We start from the raw sequence: 17,047 nt of genomic DNA, 5'->3' as shown, positions 1-17,047 counted from the left end.
GTCGTCCACCCCTACAGCGGGATGTTCCCGTGCTTCTTGGACGGGAGGCTCGCGCGCTTCGTGCGGAGCGCCCGCAGCGCCTTCAGCACCGCCACTCGGGTCGCCGCGGGCTCGATGACGCCATCGAGTTCGCCGCGCTCGGCCGCGAGGAAGGGGGAGGCGACGTTGTACGTGTACTCGTTGGCGAGCTTGGTGCGCACGGCCGCGACGTCTTCGCCCGCCTCCTCGGCGCGCTTGATCTCGCCGCGGTAGAGGATGTTGACCGCGCCCTGGCCGCCCATCACGGCGATCTCGGCCGTGGGCCATGCCAGGTTGATGTCGGCGCCGAGCTGCTTGGAGCCCATGACGATGTAGGCGCCGCCGTAGGCCTTGCGCGTGATGACCGTGACGAGCGGCACGGTCGCCTCGGCGTAGGCGTAGAGCAGCTTCGCGCCGCGGCGGATGACGCCGGTCCACTCCTGATCGGTGCCGGGCAGGTAGCCGGGCACGTCCACCAGGGTGAGGATCGGGATCGAGAACGCGTCGCAGAAGCGAACGAAGCGCGACGCCTTCTCGCCGGCCGCGATGTTCAGCGTTCCCGCCATCTGGCTCGGCTGGTTCGCGATGATGCCGACGGATCGACCCTCGACCCGCGCGAAGCCGATGAGGATGTTCGGGGCGAACAGCGGCTGCACCTCGAGGAAGTCGCCGTGGTCGACGATGCCCTCGATGACCGAGTGCATGTCGTACGGCTGGTTCGGCGAATCGGGGATGACGGTGTTCAGTCGACGGTCGTCGTCGGTGATCTCGAGCTCGGCCTCGGCGTCGTACACCGGGGCATCCGTCATGTTGTTGTCGGGCAGGAACGAGATGAGCGTGCGCGCGTAGTCGAGTGCGTCGGATTCGTCGCTCGCGAGGTAGTGGGCGACGCCCGAGACGGTGTTGTGCGTGAGTGCGCCGCCGAGCTCCTCCATGCCCACGTCTTCGCCGGTGACCGTCTTGATCACGTCGGGGCCGGTGACGAACATCTGGCTCGTCTTGTCGACCATGATCACGAAGTCGGTGAGCGCGGGGGAGTAGACGGCACCGCCGGCCGCAGGGCCGCACACGATCGAGATCTGCGGGATGACGCCGGAGGCCTGGGTGTTGCGGCGGAAGATCTCGCCGTACTTGCCAAGCGCGACGACGCCCTCCTGGATGCGGGCGCCGCCCGAGTCGAGGATGCCGATGATCGGCACGCCCGTCTTGAGGGCGAGCTCCATGACCTTGATGATCTTCTCGCCGGCGACCTCGCCGAGCGAACCGCCGAAGATCGTGAAGTCCTGGGAGTACACCGCCACCTGGCGGCCGTGGATGGTGCCGGTGCCCGTGACGACGGCGTCGCCGTAGGGGCGCTTGCCCTCCATGCCGAACGCGTGCGTGCGGTGCCGCACGAACTCGTCGAGCTCGACGAACGAGCCGGGGTCGAGGAGTTCGGCGATGCGCTCGCGCGCCGTCATCTTGCCTTTGGCGTGCTGCTTCTCGATCGCCGCCTCACCCGACGCCGTCACGGCTTCGTGGTAGCGCAGCTTGAGGTCGGCGAGCTTGCCGGCGGTCGTGGAGAGGTCGGGGCCGTCAGTCGCTTCGGTCACGCCGTTCACTCTACCGCTGAGCAGATGGCCGACTTCTTTGACGGATTCCCACAAAAACGGTCGCGCCACTGGTGGCAATCGCCATGCGAGGGGACTCGCTCGCGGCTGGGTAGGGTGATCGCATGGATTGGGAGCGATCGCGCGCGGCGGTGCCGCGGTTCGAGTTCCGCGACGAGGTCGGGTCGACGAACGACGAGCTGCGGGCGGCTGCGAGCGGGCCGGATGCCGCGGAGTGGGGCCACGGCGCCGTGCTCGTCACCGACAACCAGACGCACGGTCGAGGTCGCCTCGGGCGGGTCTGGCTCGCCCCGACGGGCAAGACGCTCGCGATCTCGTTGCTGCTGCGCCCCGAGCTCGACGGCGGCCGGCCGCTCCCGCCCGACGCCTACGGCTGGATCCCGCTCATCGCAGGGGCCGCGATGACCGAGGCGGTGCGACGTGCGGTCGAGCTGCACGTGCCGGCCGCCGCGGCGCCCGGGTCGGCGCCCACGACGCCGGAATCGGGTGCGCCCGAGCCATCCGCTCGCCGGAGCCGGCGCCGCACCCGTGTCGAGGAGGACGAGGGGCAGGACGACAGCGGCGGCGTCGAGGTCGAGCTCAAATGGCCGAACGACGTGCTCGTCTCGGGCTACAAGATCTGCGGCATCCTCTCCGAGCTCCTGCCCGAGTCCGGAGCGGTCATCGTCGGAGCCGGGTTGAATCTCACGCTCGACGAGCACGACCTGCCCACACTGACCTCCACGTCACTGCTGCTCGTCACCGGAGCCCAGCCCGACGCCGACGCCGTGCTCGCCGACTACCTCGGCACGTTCCTCGAGATGTTCGACGCGTTCGTGCGGTCGGGGGCGGATGCCGCGGCGAGCGGCATCGCCGCCCGCGTCGCCCGACTCTGCGGCACGATCGGCAGCGACGTGCGCGTCGAACTGCCCGGCGACCGCGAGCTGCTCGGGCACGCAGACCGGCTCGACGCCGATGGACGACTGGTCGTGATCGACCGCGAGAACGGTGGGCCGTGGTCTGTCGCCGCAGGAGACGTGACGCACCTGCGGTATTAATGGCGTATGAGGCCTGCCGTGACACCCGAGGCGGCCGTGCCGGCGGCGCAGCCGCCCGAGCGCGTCGTCGCGCGAGTGCGCCGGCACGCCCGCATCCTGATCCTTCCCGCGATCCTGCTGATCCTGGTCGCCGGCGCGACGGCCTACGGCGTCGGCATCGCGCCCGAGGCCTGGCAGGTGCTCGCGATCCTCGGCGGCGGCGTTGTCGTCGTGCTGCTCGGCTCGTTCCTGCCCTTCCTCGCGTGGCTCACGCGGCGCACGACGATCACGACTCGCCGGGTCATCGCTCGCAGCGGCATCTGGGTGCGAGTGCGTCAGGAGCTGCTGCTGTCCCGCGGGCGCGACGTCACCGTGCGCGGAACGTGGGGTCAGAGCGCATTCGGATCGGGCGATGTGCGCATCGACACGGGCCACGAGAAGCCGTTCGTGCTGAAGGACGTGCCGAAGCCGGTGCTCGTGCAGGGCGCGTTGCAGGAGCTCATGGGCGAGGAGCAGGCGCGGGTCGCGGAGCGGCGACGCGCCGAGCAGACGATGATCGACGGCGACACCGTGGCGTGGGGCGGGCGCTGAAACTGAGCGATCGTGCAGCGGGACGTCGATTAAGGACGTAACGTGGACAGGTGGTCTCGCGTCGCCCGAGCGCGAGCCGCACGATGAAGGGTTTCTCTTGGCCGACGAATGCAAACACGGTTTCGATGACGGCCTCTGCGCCATCTGCTTCCCCCCGCCCGAACCGGAGGCGAAGCCCGCGCCCGCTCCGGTGGCCCGCTCGGCACGGTCGACGACGACCCGGAGCGGTCGGCCGCCGGCACGCGTGCCAGGGGCCTCCCGGCCGACGATCTCGTCGGATGCGCCGCGACTCGACCTGAAGGCGATGCGCATCTACCACGTGACGCACATCGACAACCTGCCGCCGATCCTCGACGCAGGCGCCCTGCTCGCCGACGCCGCCGGTGCAACGCCGGTCGTCGACCTCGCCGCGCCCCATGCACGCGAGTACCGGCGCGGTGCGGCGATCGACGGCACCGACGCCGTCGTCGCCGACTACGTGCCGTTCCTGCTCACGACCGACGCGCACGTCTGGAACGCGGTGCGCACCGCGACGCCCGATCCTCGCCTCGGCGATGAGGCGGTCAAGCGCGCACCGGCCGACTTCGTGATCTTCGTCAGCTCGCTCACGAGCGCGCAGGCGGGCAAGGCCGAGGTGGCGGGCACGATCGTCGTGAGCGAGTCGGATGCCGCGGTCACCGGCACGACCGTCGCGACCGAGTGGGCCGACGTGCAGCGCCTGCTGCAGCGCCTGCACCGCGACGAGGAGGGTGCAGGCCTCGACGGGGCCGAACTCCTCGTGCGCGAGTGCCTCCCGCTCGACGACGTGGCGCTCATCGCCGTGGCCAACGAGCCCGTGCGCGACCGGGTGCGAGCAGAACTCGCAGGCGCCGGCGTGCGCGCCCGTGTCGCGGTCTACCCGCCGTGGTTCCAGCCGACCGCCGAACCCGCGGAGTAGGTCTCGCTCAGGGGGCGTTCGTCGGCGACGACGCCCCCTCCGGGTCCTCGAACGACGCCGCCGTCCCCGGCTCCTCGAACAGGGCGCGCTGCGCCTCTTCGACGCGCGCGAGGTTCGAGAGGCCGTCGGCCCGGTGGTGCCCGAAGACCCAGTAGCGGTAGAGCACGAAACGGAACGCCGTGCCGAGAGCGAGGCCCACGACGTTCGTCGCGATGTTGTCGGCCAGGAGGCTCGTGTAACCGAGCCAGTGGTGGCTGACCCAGAGGCATCCGAGCGCGATCGCCATGCCGCCGAGCGAGACGATCGCGTACTCGACGAACTCGCGCACGTAGTTGCGGCGACGGTGCCTGCGGAACGTCCAGTAGCGGTTGCCCAGCCAGTTGAAGACGATGGCGACGCTCGTCGAGATCGTCTTGGCGCCGATCGCCGACTGCGCCCAGTGGTCTTCGCCGAAGACGCCGAGTCGCAGCAGATTGAAGAGGGCGACGTCGATCACGAGGCCGATGAGGCCCACGACCCCGAACTTCACCGCGTAGGCGAACAGGCCGTCCCAGAGGCGTTCGAGGGCGCTCGCGAAGCGGGTGGACACCGGCACATCCTATGCGGTCGAGCGCGGCCTAGACTGAACTGGGCGCCCGCGCGGGCGCCGTCGGCTGCGGTGAACGGAGTGCATGGCGTGCGGGTCGGAGTGATCGGTGGAGGGCAGCTCGCCCGGATGATGATCCCCGCGGCGATCGAGCTCGGAGTCGACCTCCGAGTGCTCGCCGAGGCCGAGGGCATGTCGGCGGCCATCGCCGCCGATCAGATCGGCGACTACACCGACGCGGCCACCGTGCTCGCGTTCGCGCGCGAGGTCGACGTCGTCACCTTCGACCACGAGCACGTGCCGCAAGACGTGCTGCGCGCGCTCGTCGACGCCGGCGTCGCAGTGCACCCGGGGCCCGACGCGCTCCGCATCGCGCAAGACAAGCTGGTCATGCGCGAGCGCCTCTCCGAACTCGGCCTTCCGGTGCCCGACTGGGCCCGTGTCGAGACCCCCGGCGATCTCGACGACTTCATCGCCGACCACGGCGGTGTCGCGGTCGTGAAGACGCCTCGCGGCGGCTACGACGGCAAGGGAGTTCGCGTCGTGCGCAGCGCCGCCGAGGTCTCCGAGTGGTTCGCGACGATCGCCGAAGACGGGAGCGCGGGCGCACTCCTCGTCGAGGAACTCGTCGACTTCCGCCGCGAACTGGCGCAGCTCGTGGCCCGACGTCCCTCCGGCGAGGTCGTCGCCTGGCCGCTCGTCGAGACCGTGCAGGTCGGTGGGGTCTGCAGCGAGGTCATCGCCCCGGCGCCGCGGTCGGCGGGCAGGCTCGCGGATGTCGCTGCAGAGGTCGCGATCACGATCGCCGAGGGCCTCGGGGTCACCGGTGTGCTGGCCGTCGAGCTCTTCGAGACGAGCGACGAGCGAATCCTCGTCAACGAGCTCGCGATGCGACCGCACAACAGCGGCCACTGGTCGATGGACGGCTCGACCACCGGGCAGTTCGAACAGCACCTGCGCGCCGTGCTCGATCTGCCGCTCGGCGCCACCGGCAGTCGAGACGACTGGTCGGTGATGGTCAACGTGCTCGGCGGGCCGGCCGAGGGATCGCTTGCCGATCGCTACGCGGCGGCACTCGCCGACCACCCCACCGTGAAGGTGCACAACTACGGCAAGGCGCCCCGACCGGGTCGCAAGATCGGCCACGTCACGGCGACGGGCGACGACCTCGACGCCGTCGTCTACGAGGCGCGCGCCACGGCGGCGTTCTTCCAGGACTGACACGGCACGTCGTCGTGCGACGGGTGCCGCGCGCCCTGCGGAAATCTCACAGCACGCGGCCCTACACTCGATCAAGTGATTGAGACGAACACCGCACCCCTCGTCGGCGTCGTGATGGGATCCGACTCCGACTGGAACGTGATGAGCGAGGCATCCGCCCTGCTCGACGAGTTCGGCGTCGCCCACGAGGTCGAGGTCGTCTCCGCCCACCGCACGCCCGAGAAGATGATCGCCTATGGCAAGGAGGCCGCCGGTCGCGGCCTGAAGGTCATCATCGCCGGTGCCGGCGGAGCCGCGCACCTGCCGGGCATGCTCGCCTCGGTCACGACCCTGCCCGTCGTCGGGGTGCCCGTGCCGCTGTCGCGCCTCGACGGCCTCGACTCCCTGCTCTCGATCGTGCAGATGCCCGGCGGCATCCCGGTGGCGACCATGGCCATCGGCGGCGCCAAGAACGCCGGTCTCTTCGCAGTGCGCGTGCTCGCGGCATCCGACCCCGCCCTCGCCGACGCGCTCGGCACGTACGCCACCGACCTCGCCGCACTCGTCGAGGAGAAGAACGAACGGCTCAAGCAGAACCGATGACGCTCGCCGCCAGCCCGATCCGCTACCCGGACGTCGCCTCGCGCACGGTGATGACCCGCCGCGCGTGGTGGCTCGTCGTGCTCAACTTCCTGATCCCTGGTGCGCCGCAGGTGCTCGCCGGCAGTCGCAGGCTCGGCCGGTTCGGGCTCGGGTCGACGCTCGTGCTGTGGACGCTGGCGATCGTGGCGATCGTCGTCTGGTTCCTCTGGCCCGCGACGCTCTACACGGTCTTCTCGATGTCGATCACGCTCTGGATCGTCGCGCTCGTGCTCGCCTTCTACGCCGTGCTCTGGGTGATCCTGACCCTCGACACTCTGCGGCTCGTCCGGCTCGTGAAGACCGCGCCGTCAGCCAGGGTGTGGGTCGCCGGCCTCACCACCCTGGTGATGGTCGGCGTCTCGGGCGCCGCCGCGTACGGCGCCTACTTCGCCACGACCACGAGCGGATTCATCGCGTCGGTGTTCGCAGCCGGGCCGAGTGAGCCGCCCGTCGACGGGCGGTACAACATCCTGCTCCTCGGCGGCGACTCCGGCCCCGACCGCGAGGGCATGCGGCCCGACAGCATGACCGTCGTCTCGATCGATGCGGAGACCGGCCAGGCCGTCACGATCGGCCTGCCGCGCGACCTCGAGTACGTTCCGTTCCCGGAGGACTCGCCGCTCGCCGCGGTCTACCCCGAGGGCTACGGCGCGATCGACGGCTGCGAGGTCGACGTCTGCCAGCTCAACTCGATCTACACCGAGGTCGAGCTGAAGAGCCCCGAGATGTACCCGAACGCCGTCGCCGAGGGCAGCGAGCCCGGCATCGAGGGCGTCAGGGATGCCGCAGAGGGCATCACCGGCCTCGAGATCCAGTACTACGCGCTCATCGACATGCAGGGCTTCCAGCAGCTCATCGACGCGCTCGGCGGGGTCGACATCAACGTCGACGTCCGCATCCCGATCGGCGGCGACGAGAACAACGAGGGCGTCGACGGGTGGATCGAACCCGGGCAGCAGCACCTCGACGGCTACCACGCGCTCTGGTACGGTCGCGCACGCTACGGCACCGCCGGCGGCGACTACGAGCGGATGGCCAGGCAGCGCGTGCTGCAGGAGGCGGTGCTGCAGCAGTTCACGCCGACGAACGTGCTCTCGAAGTTCCAAGAGGTCGCGTCGGCGGGCGCCGACACGGTGAAGACCGACATCCCGCAGTCGATGCTCGGCTACTTCGTGAACCTCTCGATGAAGACCAAGGAACTGCCGATCACGACGGTCGAGCTCGTGCCCGCGAACGGGGTCGACCCGACGGATCCCGATTGGGACTACATCCGCTCGCTCATCGAGCCGGCCGTCGCGCCCGCCACCGAGGAACCCGCAGCGGAGTGAGTCCGACGATCGAGCGGATGCCGCGGCATCCGCTCGATCTCGTGGCGCTCGAAGGGCCGCGCCGCAGCGCTGCGCGATTCAGAGGTCGGCGTGCAGCTGCCAGATGCGCTCAGCGGAGTCGCGCCAGCTGAACGCGTGCGCGCGGTCGCCCGCGGTGACGGAGAGCCGCTCGACGAGCGCCGGGGACTCGACCAGGGTGCTGATCGCGGCGGCGAGTCGTTCGGTGTAGCCGCCGCCGATCCCGATGGGCACGACGAGCCCGCTCTCGGCCGCCACCTCGACGTAGGCGGGGGTGTCGGAGTGGATCACCGGCAACCCGAATGCGAACGCCTCGATCAGCGAGGTGCCGGAGCCCTCGTCGTGGCTCGGTGCCACGAAGGCGGTGGCCCCGGCCAGGATCACGGCCAGGTCGGTCGCGTCGTCGGTGTCGATGGCGTGGACCCGACGCGGATCGACGCCCGACTCCTCGGCGACGGTCGCGAGATGCAACTCGCCCCACGTCGGCGGGCCCACGACGACGAGGTCGATGTCGGGCATGCCGGGCCGGCCGAGCGCCTCGAGCAGGTCGATGATGCCCTTGCGCGGGTCGAGCGTGCCTGCCGCGACGAGGTAGGCGGGCGGCAGGGCGAGCCTGGCGGCCCGTGCCGCGGCCTCTGCGGGGTCCGCTGGGACGGTGAGACCGGGCCTCGCGGCCGTGCCGATGACCCGCACCCGATCGCCGAAGTCGGCGACGCTCGCGAGCCGCTCCGCGAGCGCATGGGTCGGTACGACGACGGCATCGGCGTGCTTGCGCGCACGCTTCAGCATTCCCTTGTGCCAGGCGACCGACGCGCTCGTCAGCGACTCGGGGTGGGTCCAGGCGAGGAGGTCGTTCACGGTCACCACGACCTGGTCGCCGGAGACGGTGCGGTCGTGGCGGCGGAGCGGTGCGAAGAGCCCGGGGGCGTGGATCATGCCCCCGCCCGGTGAGGTCGTCAAGCCGAGCTGCCACGCAGCGGCGAGCTCACGACGGGCGAGCGTGGTCTTGTAGAGGCCGGAGAGGCCGGGGAACGTCGATTCGAGCCGTTCGTAGTCGGCAGGAGCGGACGAGGAGACGATGCCCTCGACCTCGCAGCCGGGAGGCGTCGCCTGGATGAGCGCGCGCGTGAGCGCCTCTGCGTAGAGGCCGTGGGGTCCTGGAACCGGTGCGATGACCTGATCGACGATCACTCGCAGGGTCGTGGGCATGGGGCTCCTTCGTCTGGACTCTTCAATGTAGCGACGCTGATCGAGCATTGCATGAGAGCAGCCGATCGCGATGCCCATGAGAGAATGCCATGATCTCCCGCGCAACGCGGGAGTGTGTCCGTCACTGACGTTCCCCCCTCTGCGTTCGCGCGGTTGTTCAGAAGGACTTGCACCGGCATGAGTACTCCCACCATCGCGCCTTGGCGCGCGTCGGCCGAGGTCGACAGCACCACGACCGTCGGACGCCGTGACGACATCGACGGTCTCCGTGCGCTCGCAGTGCTGCTCGTGGTCGTCTACCACGTGTGGCTGGGGCGCGTCTCGGGCGGTGTCGACGTCTTCCTCATGCTCTCGGCCTTCTTCCTGACGCTGTCGTTCACGCGACGGCTCGAATCCGGAAACCCGCTCGGCATCGGTCGGTACTGGATCCGCACCTTCAAGCGGTTGCTCCCGGCGAGCGTCGTGGTGCTGGTCGCGGTGCTCGCCGCGACGGCTCTCCTGCTGCCGCCGACGCAGTGGCCGACGATCTGGCAGCAGAGCTGGACCTCGTTGTTCTACGTGCAGAACTGGCAGCTCGCGGCGACGGCCGTCGACTACTACGCTCCGCACGGCGCCCTCGTCAGCCCGCTCCAGCACTTCTGGTCGCTGTCCGTGCAAGGCCAGGTCTTCATTCTCTGGCCGTTGATCTTCGTGCTCGCCGGCGCCGTCGTTCGCCGCAGTGGACGACAGGTCCGAACGGTGCTCGCCGTACTGTTCGGGGCGGTGATGATCGTCTCGTTGGCGTCCTCGGTGGCGGAGACCGCGCTCGCCCAGGACTTCGCATACTTCGATACGGGTGCCCGACTCTGGGAATTCGCCCTCGGCTCCCTCGTCGCCCTCGCACTGCCCTTCGTGAACCTGCCCGACTGGGCGCGTGTCGCCCTCGGCTGGGGCGGCATCGCAGCGCTCTTCATGTGCGGTCTCGTCCTCGACGTGCGTGGTGGATTCCCCGGCTTCCTCGCGCTCTGGCCGACCCTCGCCTGCGCCGCCGTGGTGCTGGGCGGCACGCGGCCGACGCGGTACGGACCAGGGCGTCTGCTCGCGTCACCGCCGCTTCGACGCCTCGGCACGTGGTCGTACGCGCTGTACCTCGTGCACTGGCCGGTCCTGATCTTCTGGTTCGCGATCACCGGTCGCAACTCGGCCGGGTTGTTGAGCGGAATGGCGATCATCGCCGTCTCGATCTGCCTGGCGTACCTCGTCCATCGTCTCGTGGAGCAGCCGGTACGCGCATGGAGATGGGCCGACGTCACCCCGCGCCGCGGTGTCGCGGTCATCGTGGCCGCGGTACTCGTGGTCGCCGTGCCCCTGACCTACTGGCAGGCGAACGAGCAGCAGCGCGCAGAGGAGTTGAGTCGGATCGGCGATCACCCGGGTGCGGAAGTCCTCGCCGGAGGGTTCCCCGACGGATTCGCAGCCAGTACGCCGGCGGTACCGCTCGCCACCGCACTCGATGCCGAATGGATCGCACTCGACGGTCCGTGCACCGGGGCCTTCGTTCCCGAAGACCCGGAGCTCGAAGGGTCGTGCACGCAATCGATCGGCGCGCCCTCCGACGCCCCGACGATCGTCGTCGTCGGCGACTCGCACGCCGAGCAGTTCATGGGAGCACTCCTGCCGATCACCGAGGAGGAGGAATGGCAGGTGGTCGCGCTGCTCAAGGGCGGCTGCCCGTTCGCGGTCGACGAAGGCAAGTGCAGCGTCTGGAGCGAGGCAGCGCTCAGGTACGTGGTCGAGCTGGCACCCGAGGCCGTGTTCACGATCGGAACGGCGGCGGAGATCGATGGTTCGGGGGAACAGCTCGTGCCGGGCATCATGCGCGTCCTCGACGAGATCACCGATGCCGGCATCGATGTCATCGCGGTGCGTGACAACCCGCGCTACTCCGTGAATCGCTACGAGTGCGCGCTCGCGAACGGGCCGGACCACTCCGCATGCCAGGTCGCGGTCTCCGATGCGCTCGCCGATCCGAGCCCGCTTGACGACGTCGCGTGGATGAGCGGCGTGCATCCCGTCGATCTGACGCCGTACATCTGCCCCGATGACGTGTGCATCGCGGTCGTGGGCAACGTCTACGTCTACCTCGACGACAACCACCTGACGGGAACCTACGCGACGTCCCTCGCGCCGATGCTCCGGGAGTCCATCGACGGCGTGATCTTCTGAGGTGCAGGGAAACCCCGCGGAGACAGGGCAAGATGGAGTGTTCCCCATCCACTGAGCCCAGAGGGTCCATGAGTTCGTCACCCGTTCCCCCGCGCGTGGTCGCGGTCGTCGTCGCCTACAACCGGCGCGAGCTGCTCGTCGAAGTACTCGAGGCGCTCGCCGCCCAGGAGCATCCGGTCGCCCGCGTCGTCGTCGTCGACAACGCCTCGACCGATGATTCGGCCGAGGTCGCACGGGCGGCCGGCGATTTCGTCGACCTCGTCTCGCTGTCGCGCAACACCGGGGGAGCCGGCGGGTTCGCCGCGGGAATGGCCGTCGCCATCGAGCGGCATGCGCCCGACTGGCTGTGGCTCATGGACGACGACACCGTGCCGACCTCGACCGCTCTGGGCGCGCTGCTCTCCGCGGTCGACGGCACCGAGGTCGTGGCAGCGGGATCCCGGGTGGTCTGGACCGACGGCACCGAGCACCCGATGAACACGCCGAGATCGAAGCCGTTCGTCTCGAAGGCCGAGCGCATCGACGCAGCACGGCGCGGCGGCATCGCGATCAGGAGCACATCGTTCGTCTCGATGCTCGTGCGCTCCGACGTCGTTCGCGAGGTCGGCCTGCCGATCGCGGACTACTTCATCTGGAACGACGACTTCGAGTACTCGACTCGAGTGCTCCGGGGGCGACGCGGCCTCCATGTTCCGGCATCCGTCGTCGTGCACAAGACGAAGGTGCTCGGATCGACCGACGCGGACCCGGGGCCGCGCTTCTACTACGAGGTGCGCAACAAGCTCTGGATGTTCCGTCGGTCGCAGAGTCTCTCGCCGTTCGAGAAGACGGTCTACGGGGCCTCGAGCGTGCGGCGCTGGATCAGGACGTTCGCGCGTTCGGAGGACCGCTCCGTCCTCCGCGACGGATGGCGTCGGGGGTATCGGGACGGCACGAGGACCCGTCCCCGACCCAATGCGATGTCGCTGGCCGGGCTGGACACGGTCAGCGACGCGGTCGCTCGACTGGAGCGCCGATGAGCGAGCCGTTCACGCTCTTGATGCCCGTGTACCGCGGCGACGATGCGGCGCACTTCGCGAAGGCCTTCTCGTCGAGCGTGACGGCGCAGACCCGGCGTCCCGATCAGGTCGTACTCGTGCAGGACGGACCGGTCGGCACTGCACTCGCAGATGCCATCGATGCCGCGGTCGCCACGCCGGACCTGTCGATCGTGCACCATACGATCGCCGAGAACGTCGGGCTCGCCTCAGCGTTGACCGTCGGGCTGTCCCTCTGCGAGCACGACATCGTGGCGCGCATGGACGCCGACGACATCTCGCTGCCCGAGCGGTTCGCGAAGCAGCTGCCGCTCATCGAGGGCGGACTCGATCTGGTCGGCACGGGGATGCTCGAGTTCCTCGATGACGTCGGCTCGATCGTGGGTCAGCGGGTGCCGCGCACGGAGCCCGAGGAGATCGGGCGGTACGCGCGGTTCCACGACCCGTTCAGCCACCCCACGGTGGTCTACCGGCGTGCTGCGGTCGAGCAGGCGGGCGGCTACCAGCCGCTCGGCCTCATGGAGGACTACTGGCTCTTCGCTCGCATGATCGGCAACGGGGCGGCCGTGGGAAACCTCGCCGAGCCGCTCGTGATGTACCGAGTCGGTGCCGGCGCATACGCGCGGCGCGGCGGGCGGGAGCAGTGGCGCAGCGAGCTGCAGTTGCAGCGGGCGATGCGGCGCATCCGTTTCACGACCCGAGGCCAGTACCTTCGCAACGTCGCAGTACGCGGCGCGTATCGCTTCATCCCCGAGCCGATCAGGCGAGTCGTCTATCGGCGCTTCATCGCTCGAGGTGCGACCGGCTGAGGCACCCGCCGACAGGTGCGAGCGGTGACGCGTCGCGCGGTCACTCCCGCATGCGTCGAACGGCCTCGTGCGACTCGCCGTCGAAGACCACGCGACCTTTGCTGAGCAGGATGCCCCGTTCGCAGAGGTCTGCGACCATGTTGAGATCGTGGCTCACGACGACCAGCGTCTTGCCCTGCGCGTGCAGTTCGCGGATCCGAGCGAGGCACTTCTTCTGGAACGGCTCGTCGCCGACGGAGAGGATCTCGTCGATCAGCAGCACATCGACTTCGGTGTGGATCGCCACGGAGAAGGCGAGACGCAGGAACATTCCCGAGGAGTAGTGCTTCACCTCGGTCTCGATGAACTGCTCGATCTCGGAGAATGCCACGATGTCGTCGAATCGGTCATCGATCTCGGCCTTCGTCATCCCGAGGATCGCGGCGTTGAGATAGATGTTCTCCCGCCCTGACAGATCAGGATGGAAGCCGGCGCCGACCTCGATGAGGCCGGCGACACGGCCTCGAGTGGCCACCGTTCCCTCATCCGGCTGCAGCACGCCCGAGATGAGCTTGAGCAGCGTCGACTTGCCGGATCCGTTGAACCCGAGCAGAGCCACGGACTGGCCCTCGGGAATCGTGAAATCCACGCCGTCGAGGGCGTTGAACGTCGTGCTGAGCTCCTTGCGTCGGAGCGCCGCGATGAACGTCTCCTTGAGCGAATGAGTGTGACGGAGCTTGAAGGTCTTCCGAACGCCTTCCACGCGGATGCGTGAACGCGGATTCGAATCAGAGGTCTTGGGCAAAGCGGCCCTCCAGCTTGCGGAACACGATCTGTCCGATGACGAGCATCGTCAATGAGATGCCGAGTGCGATCAGGCTCGTGAACCAGAGCCCGGGGCTCATCGCGTCAGAGTGTTCGGTGGTCGGGAACCAGAATCCGGCATGCATCAGCTCGACGCCGGCGGTCAACGGGTTGATCTGATAGAGGAAGAGCAGCCAATCGGGCAGGACCTTCTCGACCATCGACATCTGGTAGAGGACGGGGGACGCCCAGGTCGCGACCAGCACGATGAGCTCGACGAAGTTCTGCGCGTCGCGGAACGACACGTTCACCGCGCCGAACAACAAGCCGAGGCCGATGGCGAGCGAGAGGACGATGAACGTCCCGAGCAGGATGCCGAGGATCTGGAGCGGTTCGGGACGCCAGCCGACGACCAGGCACACGACCAGCAGCACGACGAGCTGGGGGAGGAAGTTCACGAACGCGACGAAGGTCGACGAGACCGGGAAGAGCTCGCGTGGCAGGTAGATCTTCTTGATCAGCGCAGCATTGTCGACGAGCGATCTCGTGCCGTTGCTGAACGCCTCGCTGAAGAGGTTCACCATGACGAGCCCGCTGAAGATGTAGATCGGGTAGTTCTCGATGGCGCGGTTCTGCTGGAGGAAGACGCCGAGCGCGAGGTAGAAGACCGCGAACTGCGTGAGCGGCTTCACGTACGACCACAGCCAGCCGAGGACCGAGCCGCGGTAGCGGACCCTGACCTCCTTGCGGACGAGGAGGCTCAGCAGGTAACGGCGACCGAAGACGTCGACCAGCCCCGCGCCATGTCCGGGGCGCTCGAACGTGTCCGAGTCGGTGCTGCCCGTACTCATGCCGAGCGTCGATCGAACATCGGCTTGAGCTTGTTCTCGAACATCGAGAGCGCCGATCCGATGGCCATGTGCATGTCGAGGTACTGGTAGGTGCCCAGCCTGCCGCCGAAGAGCACGTCGGGCTCGCCCTGCTGGAGCTCGCGATAGGCGAGGAGTGCAGCGCGGTCGTCTTTCGTGTTCACCGGGTAGTACGGCTCGTCGTCGTGGCTTGCGAATCGCGAGTACTCGCGCATGATGATCGTCTTGTCGCTCGGATACTCCGTGCGCTCGGGGTGGAAGTGACGGAACTCGTGGATTCGCGTATACGGGACGTCGGCTCCGGCGTAGTTCATGACGGGAGTGCCCTGGAAGTCGCCGACCGGGAGCACCTCCCGTTCGAAGTCGAGCGTGCGCCAGGCGAGTTCGCCGCCGGCGAAGTCGAAGTAGCGGTCGACCGCTCCGGTGTAGACGATCGGAATGCGTCCGACGGTGTTCGACTTGGCGGTCTCTTGAGCCGCGTCGAAGAAGTCCGTCCCGAGTCGCACCTCGATGTTGGGATGGTCGGCCATGCGCTCGAGCCACGCCGTGTAGCCGTCGACGGGGAGGCCTTCGTAGGTGTCGTTGAAGTACCGGTTGTCGTAGTTGTAGCGAACGGGGAGCCGGCTGATGACCTCGGCGGGCAGCTCCGTCGGAGGCGTCTGCCACTGCTTCGCGGTGTAGTCGCGGATGAACGCTTCGTAGAGCGGGCGCCCGATGAGGGAGATGCCCTTCTCCTCCAGGTTCGCGGCATCGGAGGTGGAGAACTCTCCGGCCTGCTTCGCGATCAGCTCGCGAGCTTCGCTCGGCGAGTGGGCGGCGCGGAAGAACTGATTGATCGTGCCGAGGTTGATCGGCAGCGGGTAGACCTCGCCCTGGTAGTTCGTGTACACACGGTGCCGGTACGACGTGAAGTCCGTGAAGCGGTTGACGTACTCCCACACCGTGGCGTTCGACGTGTGGAAGAGGTGCGCGCCGTACTCGTGGACCTCGATGCCGGTCTCGGGATCGGGTGCGCTGTACGCGTTGCCGCCGATGTGCGAGCGTCGGTCGATGACGAGCACCTTCAGGCCGAGCTCGTTCGCGGCCCGTTCCGCGATGGTGAGCCCGAAGAACCCCGAGCCCACAACGAGCAAATCGATCGCCACGCAACCACATCCTTTCGAGCGGCGGGCCTGCGAGCCCGACCAACGTTCAAGAATAGCCGATCGGACATGGTCGCTGAACCGGCCGTCGTCGGCAAGATGTGCCAGCATGGATGGTCGTCCCCGGCGCGTTCGCGCGCCCATCGAGCAAGGATTCGCGTGACCATCGACATCATGATGCCGTTCTACGGGCGCATCGATCACTTCAAACTCGCCGTCGAGAGCGTGCTGGCGCAGACCAGCGACGATTGGCGACTCGTGATCCTCGACGACGTCTATCCCGATCTGTCGGCGGGGGAGTGGGCCGCGGCGATCGACGACCCGCGGGTGACCTACATCCGGAACGAGGTGAACCTCCGTCCGAGCGGCAACTACCGGAAGGCCGTCACGCTCATGCAGACGGAGTTCGCCGTGATCATGGGATGCGACGACATCATGCATCCTCGGTACGTCGAACGCGTCTCCGAGCTGATCGCCCGGTTCCCCGACGCCGACGTCATCCAGCCGGGCGTCGACGTGATCGACGAGGACGGGCACCCCCACCGTCCGCTCGCCGATCGCGTCAAGCGCGTGTACCGGCCGCGCGGCACGAGGCCGCGCGAGGTGTCGGGAGAGGAACTCGCGCTCGGCCTGCTGCGCGGCAACTGGACCTACTTCCCGTCGCTGTGCTGGCGGGTCACCGAACTGTCGGAGCACGGTTTCCGGCTCGACCTCGACGTCGTCCAGGACCTGGCGATGCTCCTCGACATCACGACGAACGGCGGATCCCTCGTCGTCGACGAGGATGTCGTGTTCTCGTATCGTCGTCATTCCGGAAGCGTCTCGGCGAAGACGGGCCCCGACGGGTCGAAGTTCGCGCAGGAACGCCAACTGTTCGGCGACGCAGACCGTGCGATGCGCGCCCGCGGATGGAACCGTGCGGCGCGGGCGGCCCGAGTGCACCTCTCATCGAGGCTGAACGCGTTGAACGAAGTGCCGAAGGCCGTGCGTGCGCGGAGCCTCGATGGTGGCAAGGCCCTGGCACGTCACGTCTTCGGCGGCAACTGA

The 17,047-nt window shown here is 68.5% G+C and carries 16 protein-coding genes; 10 read left to right on the top strand and 6 right to left on the bottom strand.

Annotation, left to right across the window (positions count from 1 at the left end; all coding sequences use genetic code 11):
• Window positions 1-11 precede the first annotated feature (11 nt).
• Entirely contained in the window at window positions 12-1,610 is a 1,599-nt protein-coding gene (locus tag ACFCVM_RS04305; protein WP_375834282.1) for an acyl-CoA carboxylase subunit beta, read from the bottom strand.
• Between the two features lie 122 nt (window positions 1,611-1,732).
• On the opposite strand from ACFCVM_RS04305, the gene ACFCVM_RS04300 reads away from it, so the two are divergent.
• The 3 genes from ACFCVM_RS04300 (at window position 1,733) to ACFCVM_RS04290 (ending at window position 4,172) form a co-directional block, all read left to right on the top strand.
• Complete coding sequence (locus tag ACFCVM_RS04300; RefSeq protein WP_375834279.1) at window positions 1,733-2,665, top strand: biotin--[acetyl-CoA-carboxylase] ligase; 933 nt, start codon at window positions 1,733-1,735, stop codon at window positions 2,663-2,665.
• Between the two features lie 6 nt (window positions 2,666-2,671).
• Window positions 2,672-3,235 (top strand): PH domain-containing protein, encoded by a 564-nt coding sequence (locus ACFCVM_RS04295; RefSeq protein WP_375834277.1) that lies wholly within the window; start codon window positions 2,672-2,674, stop codon window positions 3,233-3,235.
• A 244-nt stretch (window positions 3,236-3,479) separates the two neighbouring features.
• Window positions 3,480-4,172 (top strand): DarT ssDNA thymidine ADP-ribosyltransferase family protein, encoded by a 693-nt coding sequence (locus tag ACFCVM_RS04290; protein ID WP_375834275.1) that lies wholly within the window; start codon window positions 3,480-3,482, stop codon window positions 4,170-4,172.
• A 7-nt stretch (window positions 4,173-4,179) separates the two neighbouring features.
• On the opposite strand, the gene ACFCVM_RS04285 is transcribed toward ACFCVM_RS04290, so the two are convergent.
• Window positions 4,180-4,761, bottom strand: a complete 582-nt coding sequence (locus ACFCVM_RS04285) for a GtrA family protein (protein ID WP_375834272.1) — start codon at window positions 4,759-4,761, stop codon at window positions 4,180-4,182.
• 87 nt (window positions 4,762-4,848) lie between these two features.
• Here ACFCVM_RS04285 and ACFCVM_RS04280 point away from each other — a divergent pair, with 87 nt between their 5' ends.
• From ACFCVM_RS04280 to ACFCVM_RS04270, 3 genes are all read left to right on the top strand, one after another.
• Entirely contained in the window at window positions 4,849-5,979 is a 1,131-nt protein-coding gene (locus ACFCVM_RS04280; RefSeq protein ID WP_375834270.1) for a 5-(carboxyamino)imidazole ribonucleotide synthase, read from the top strand.
• A 114-nt stretch (window positions 5,980-6,093) separates the two neighbouring features.
• Window positions 6,094-6,561 (top strand): 5-(carboxyamino)imidazole ribonucleotide mutase, encoded by a 468-nt coding sequence (purE, locus tag ACFCVM_RS04275; RefSeq protein WP_375836651.1) that lies wholly within the window; start codon window positions 6,094-6,096, stop codon window positions 6,559-6,561.
• A complete protein-coding gene (locus ACFCVM_RS04270) occupies window positions 6,558-7,928 on the top strand; it encodes an LCP family protein (RefSeq protein WP_375834268.1) in 1,371 nt (456 codons plus the stop codon). The genes purE and ACFCVM_RS04270 overlap by 4 nt, the downstream gene beginning before the upstream one ends.
• 78 nt (window positions 7,929-8,006) lie before the next feature.
• On the opposite strand, the gene ACFCVM_RS04265 is transcribed toward ACFCVM_RS04270, so the two are convergent.
• Entirely contained in the window at window positions 8,007-9,155 is a 1,149-nt protein-coding gene (locus tag ACFCVM_RS04265; protein ID WP_375834265.1) for a glycosyltransferase, read from the bottom strand.
• Window positions 9,156-9,332: 177 nt separating this feature from the next.
• Between ACFCVM_RS04265 and ACFCVM_RS04260 the strand changes: the two genes are divergently transcribed.
• The 3 genes from ACFCVM_RS04260 to ACFCVM_RS04250 all read left to right on the top strand — a co-directional run bounded on the left by ACFCVM_RS04260 (window position 9,333) and on the right by ACFCVM_RS04250 (window position 13,206).
• Complete coding sequence (locus ACFCVM_RS04260) at window positions 9,333-11,360, top strand: acyltransferase family protein (protein ID WP_375834263.1); 2,028 nt, start codon at window positions 9,333-9,335, stop codon at window positions 11,358-11,360.
• A gap of 68 nt (window positions 11,361-11,428) precedes the next feature.
• The gene (locus tag ACFCVM_RS04255) at window positions 11,429-12,379 is read left to right on the top strand and encodes a glycosyltransferase (protein ID WP_375834261.1); all 951 of its coding nucleotides are present in this window, start codon (window positions 11,429-11,431) and stop codon (window positions 12,377-12,379) included.
• Window positions 12,376-13,206, top strand: coding sequence for a glycosyltransferase (locus tag ACFCVM_RS04250; protein ID WP_375834259.1), 831 nt, complete (start codon window positions 12,376-12,378; stop codon window positions 13,204-13,206). Before ACFCVM_RS04255 ends, ACFCVM_RS04250 begins: the two co-directional genes overlap by 4 nt.
• Window positions 13,207-13,246: 40 nt before the next feature.
• Here ACFCVM_RS04250 and ACFCVM_RS04245 read toward each other — a convergent pair whose 3' ends face one another.
• The 3 genes from ACFCVM_RS04245 to glf are packed head-to-tail and all read right to left on the bottom strand — an operon-like array spanning window position 13,247 to window position 16,003.
• Entirely contained in the window at window positions 13,247-13,990 is a 744-nt protein-coding gene (locus tag ACFCVM_RS04245; protein ID WP_375834256.1) for an ABC transporter ATP-binding protein, read from the bottom strand.
• Window positions 13,974-14,840 (bottom strand): ABC transporter permease, encoded by an 867-nt coding sequence (locus ACFCVM_RS04240; RefSeq protein WP_375834253.1) that lies wholly within the window; start codon window positions 14,838-14,840, stop codon window positions 13,974-13,976. Before ACFCVM_RS04240 ends, ACFCVM_RS04245 begins: the two co-directional genes overlap by 17 nt.
• The gene (gene glf / locus ACFCVM_RS04235; RefSeq protein WP_375834251.1) at window positions 14,837-16,003 is read right to left on the bottom strand and encodes a UDP-galactopyranose mutase; all 1,167 of its coding nucleotides are present in this window, start codon (window positions 16,001-16,003) and stop codon (window positions 14,837-14,839) included. The genes ACFCVM_RS04240 and glf overlap by 4 nt, the downstream gene beginning before the upstream one ends.
• A 156-nt stretch (window positions 16,004-16,159) precedes the next feature.
• Here glf and ACFCVM_RS04230 point away from each other — a divergent pair, with 156 nt between their 5' ends.
• On the top strand, window positions 16,160-17,047 hold the full coding sequence (locus ACFCVM_RS04230) for a glycosyltransferase (RefSeq protein WP_375834248.1): 888 nt from the start codon (window positions 16,160-16,162) through the stop codon (window positions 17,045-17,047).

The organism is Agromyces sp. NPDC056389 (assembly GCF_042262385.1).
Taxonomy (GTDB): Bacteria; Actinomycetota; Actinomycetes; order Actinomycetales; family Microbacteriaceae; genus Agromyces.
The sequence above is the reverse complement of the archived record's forward strand: the minus strand, read 5'-3'. Positions and strand labels throughout refer to the sequence as shown.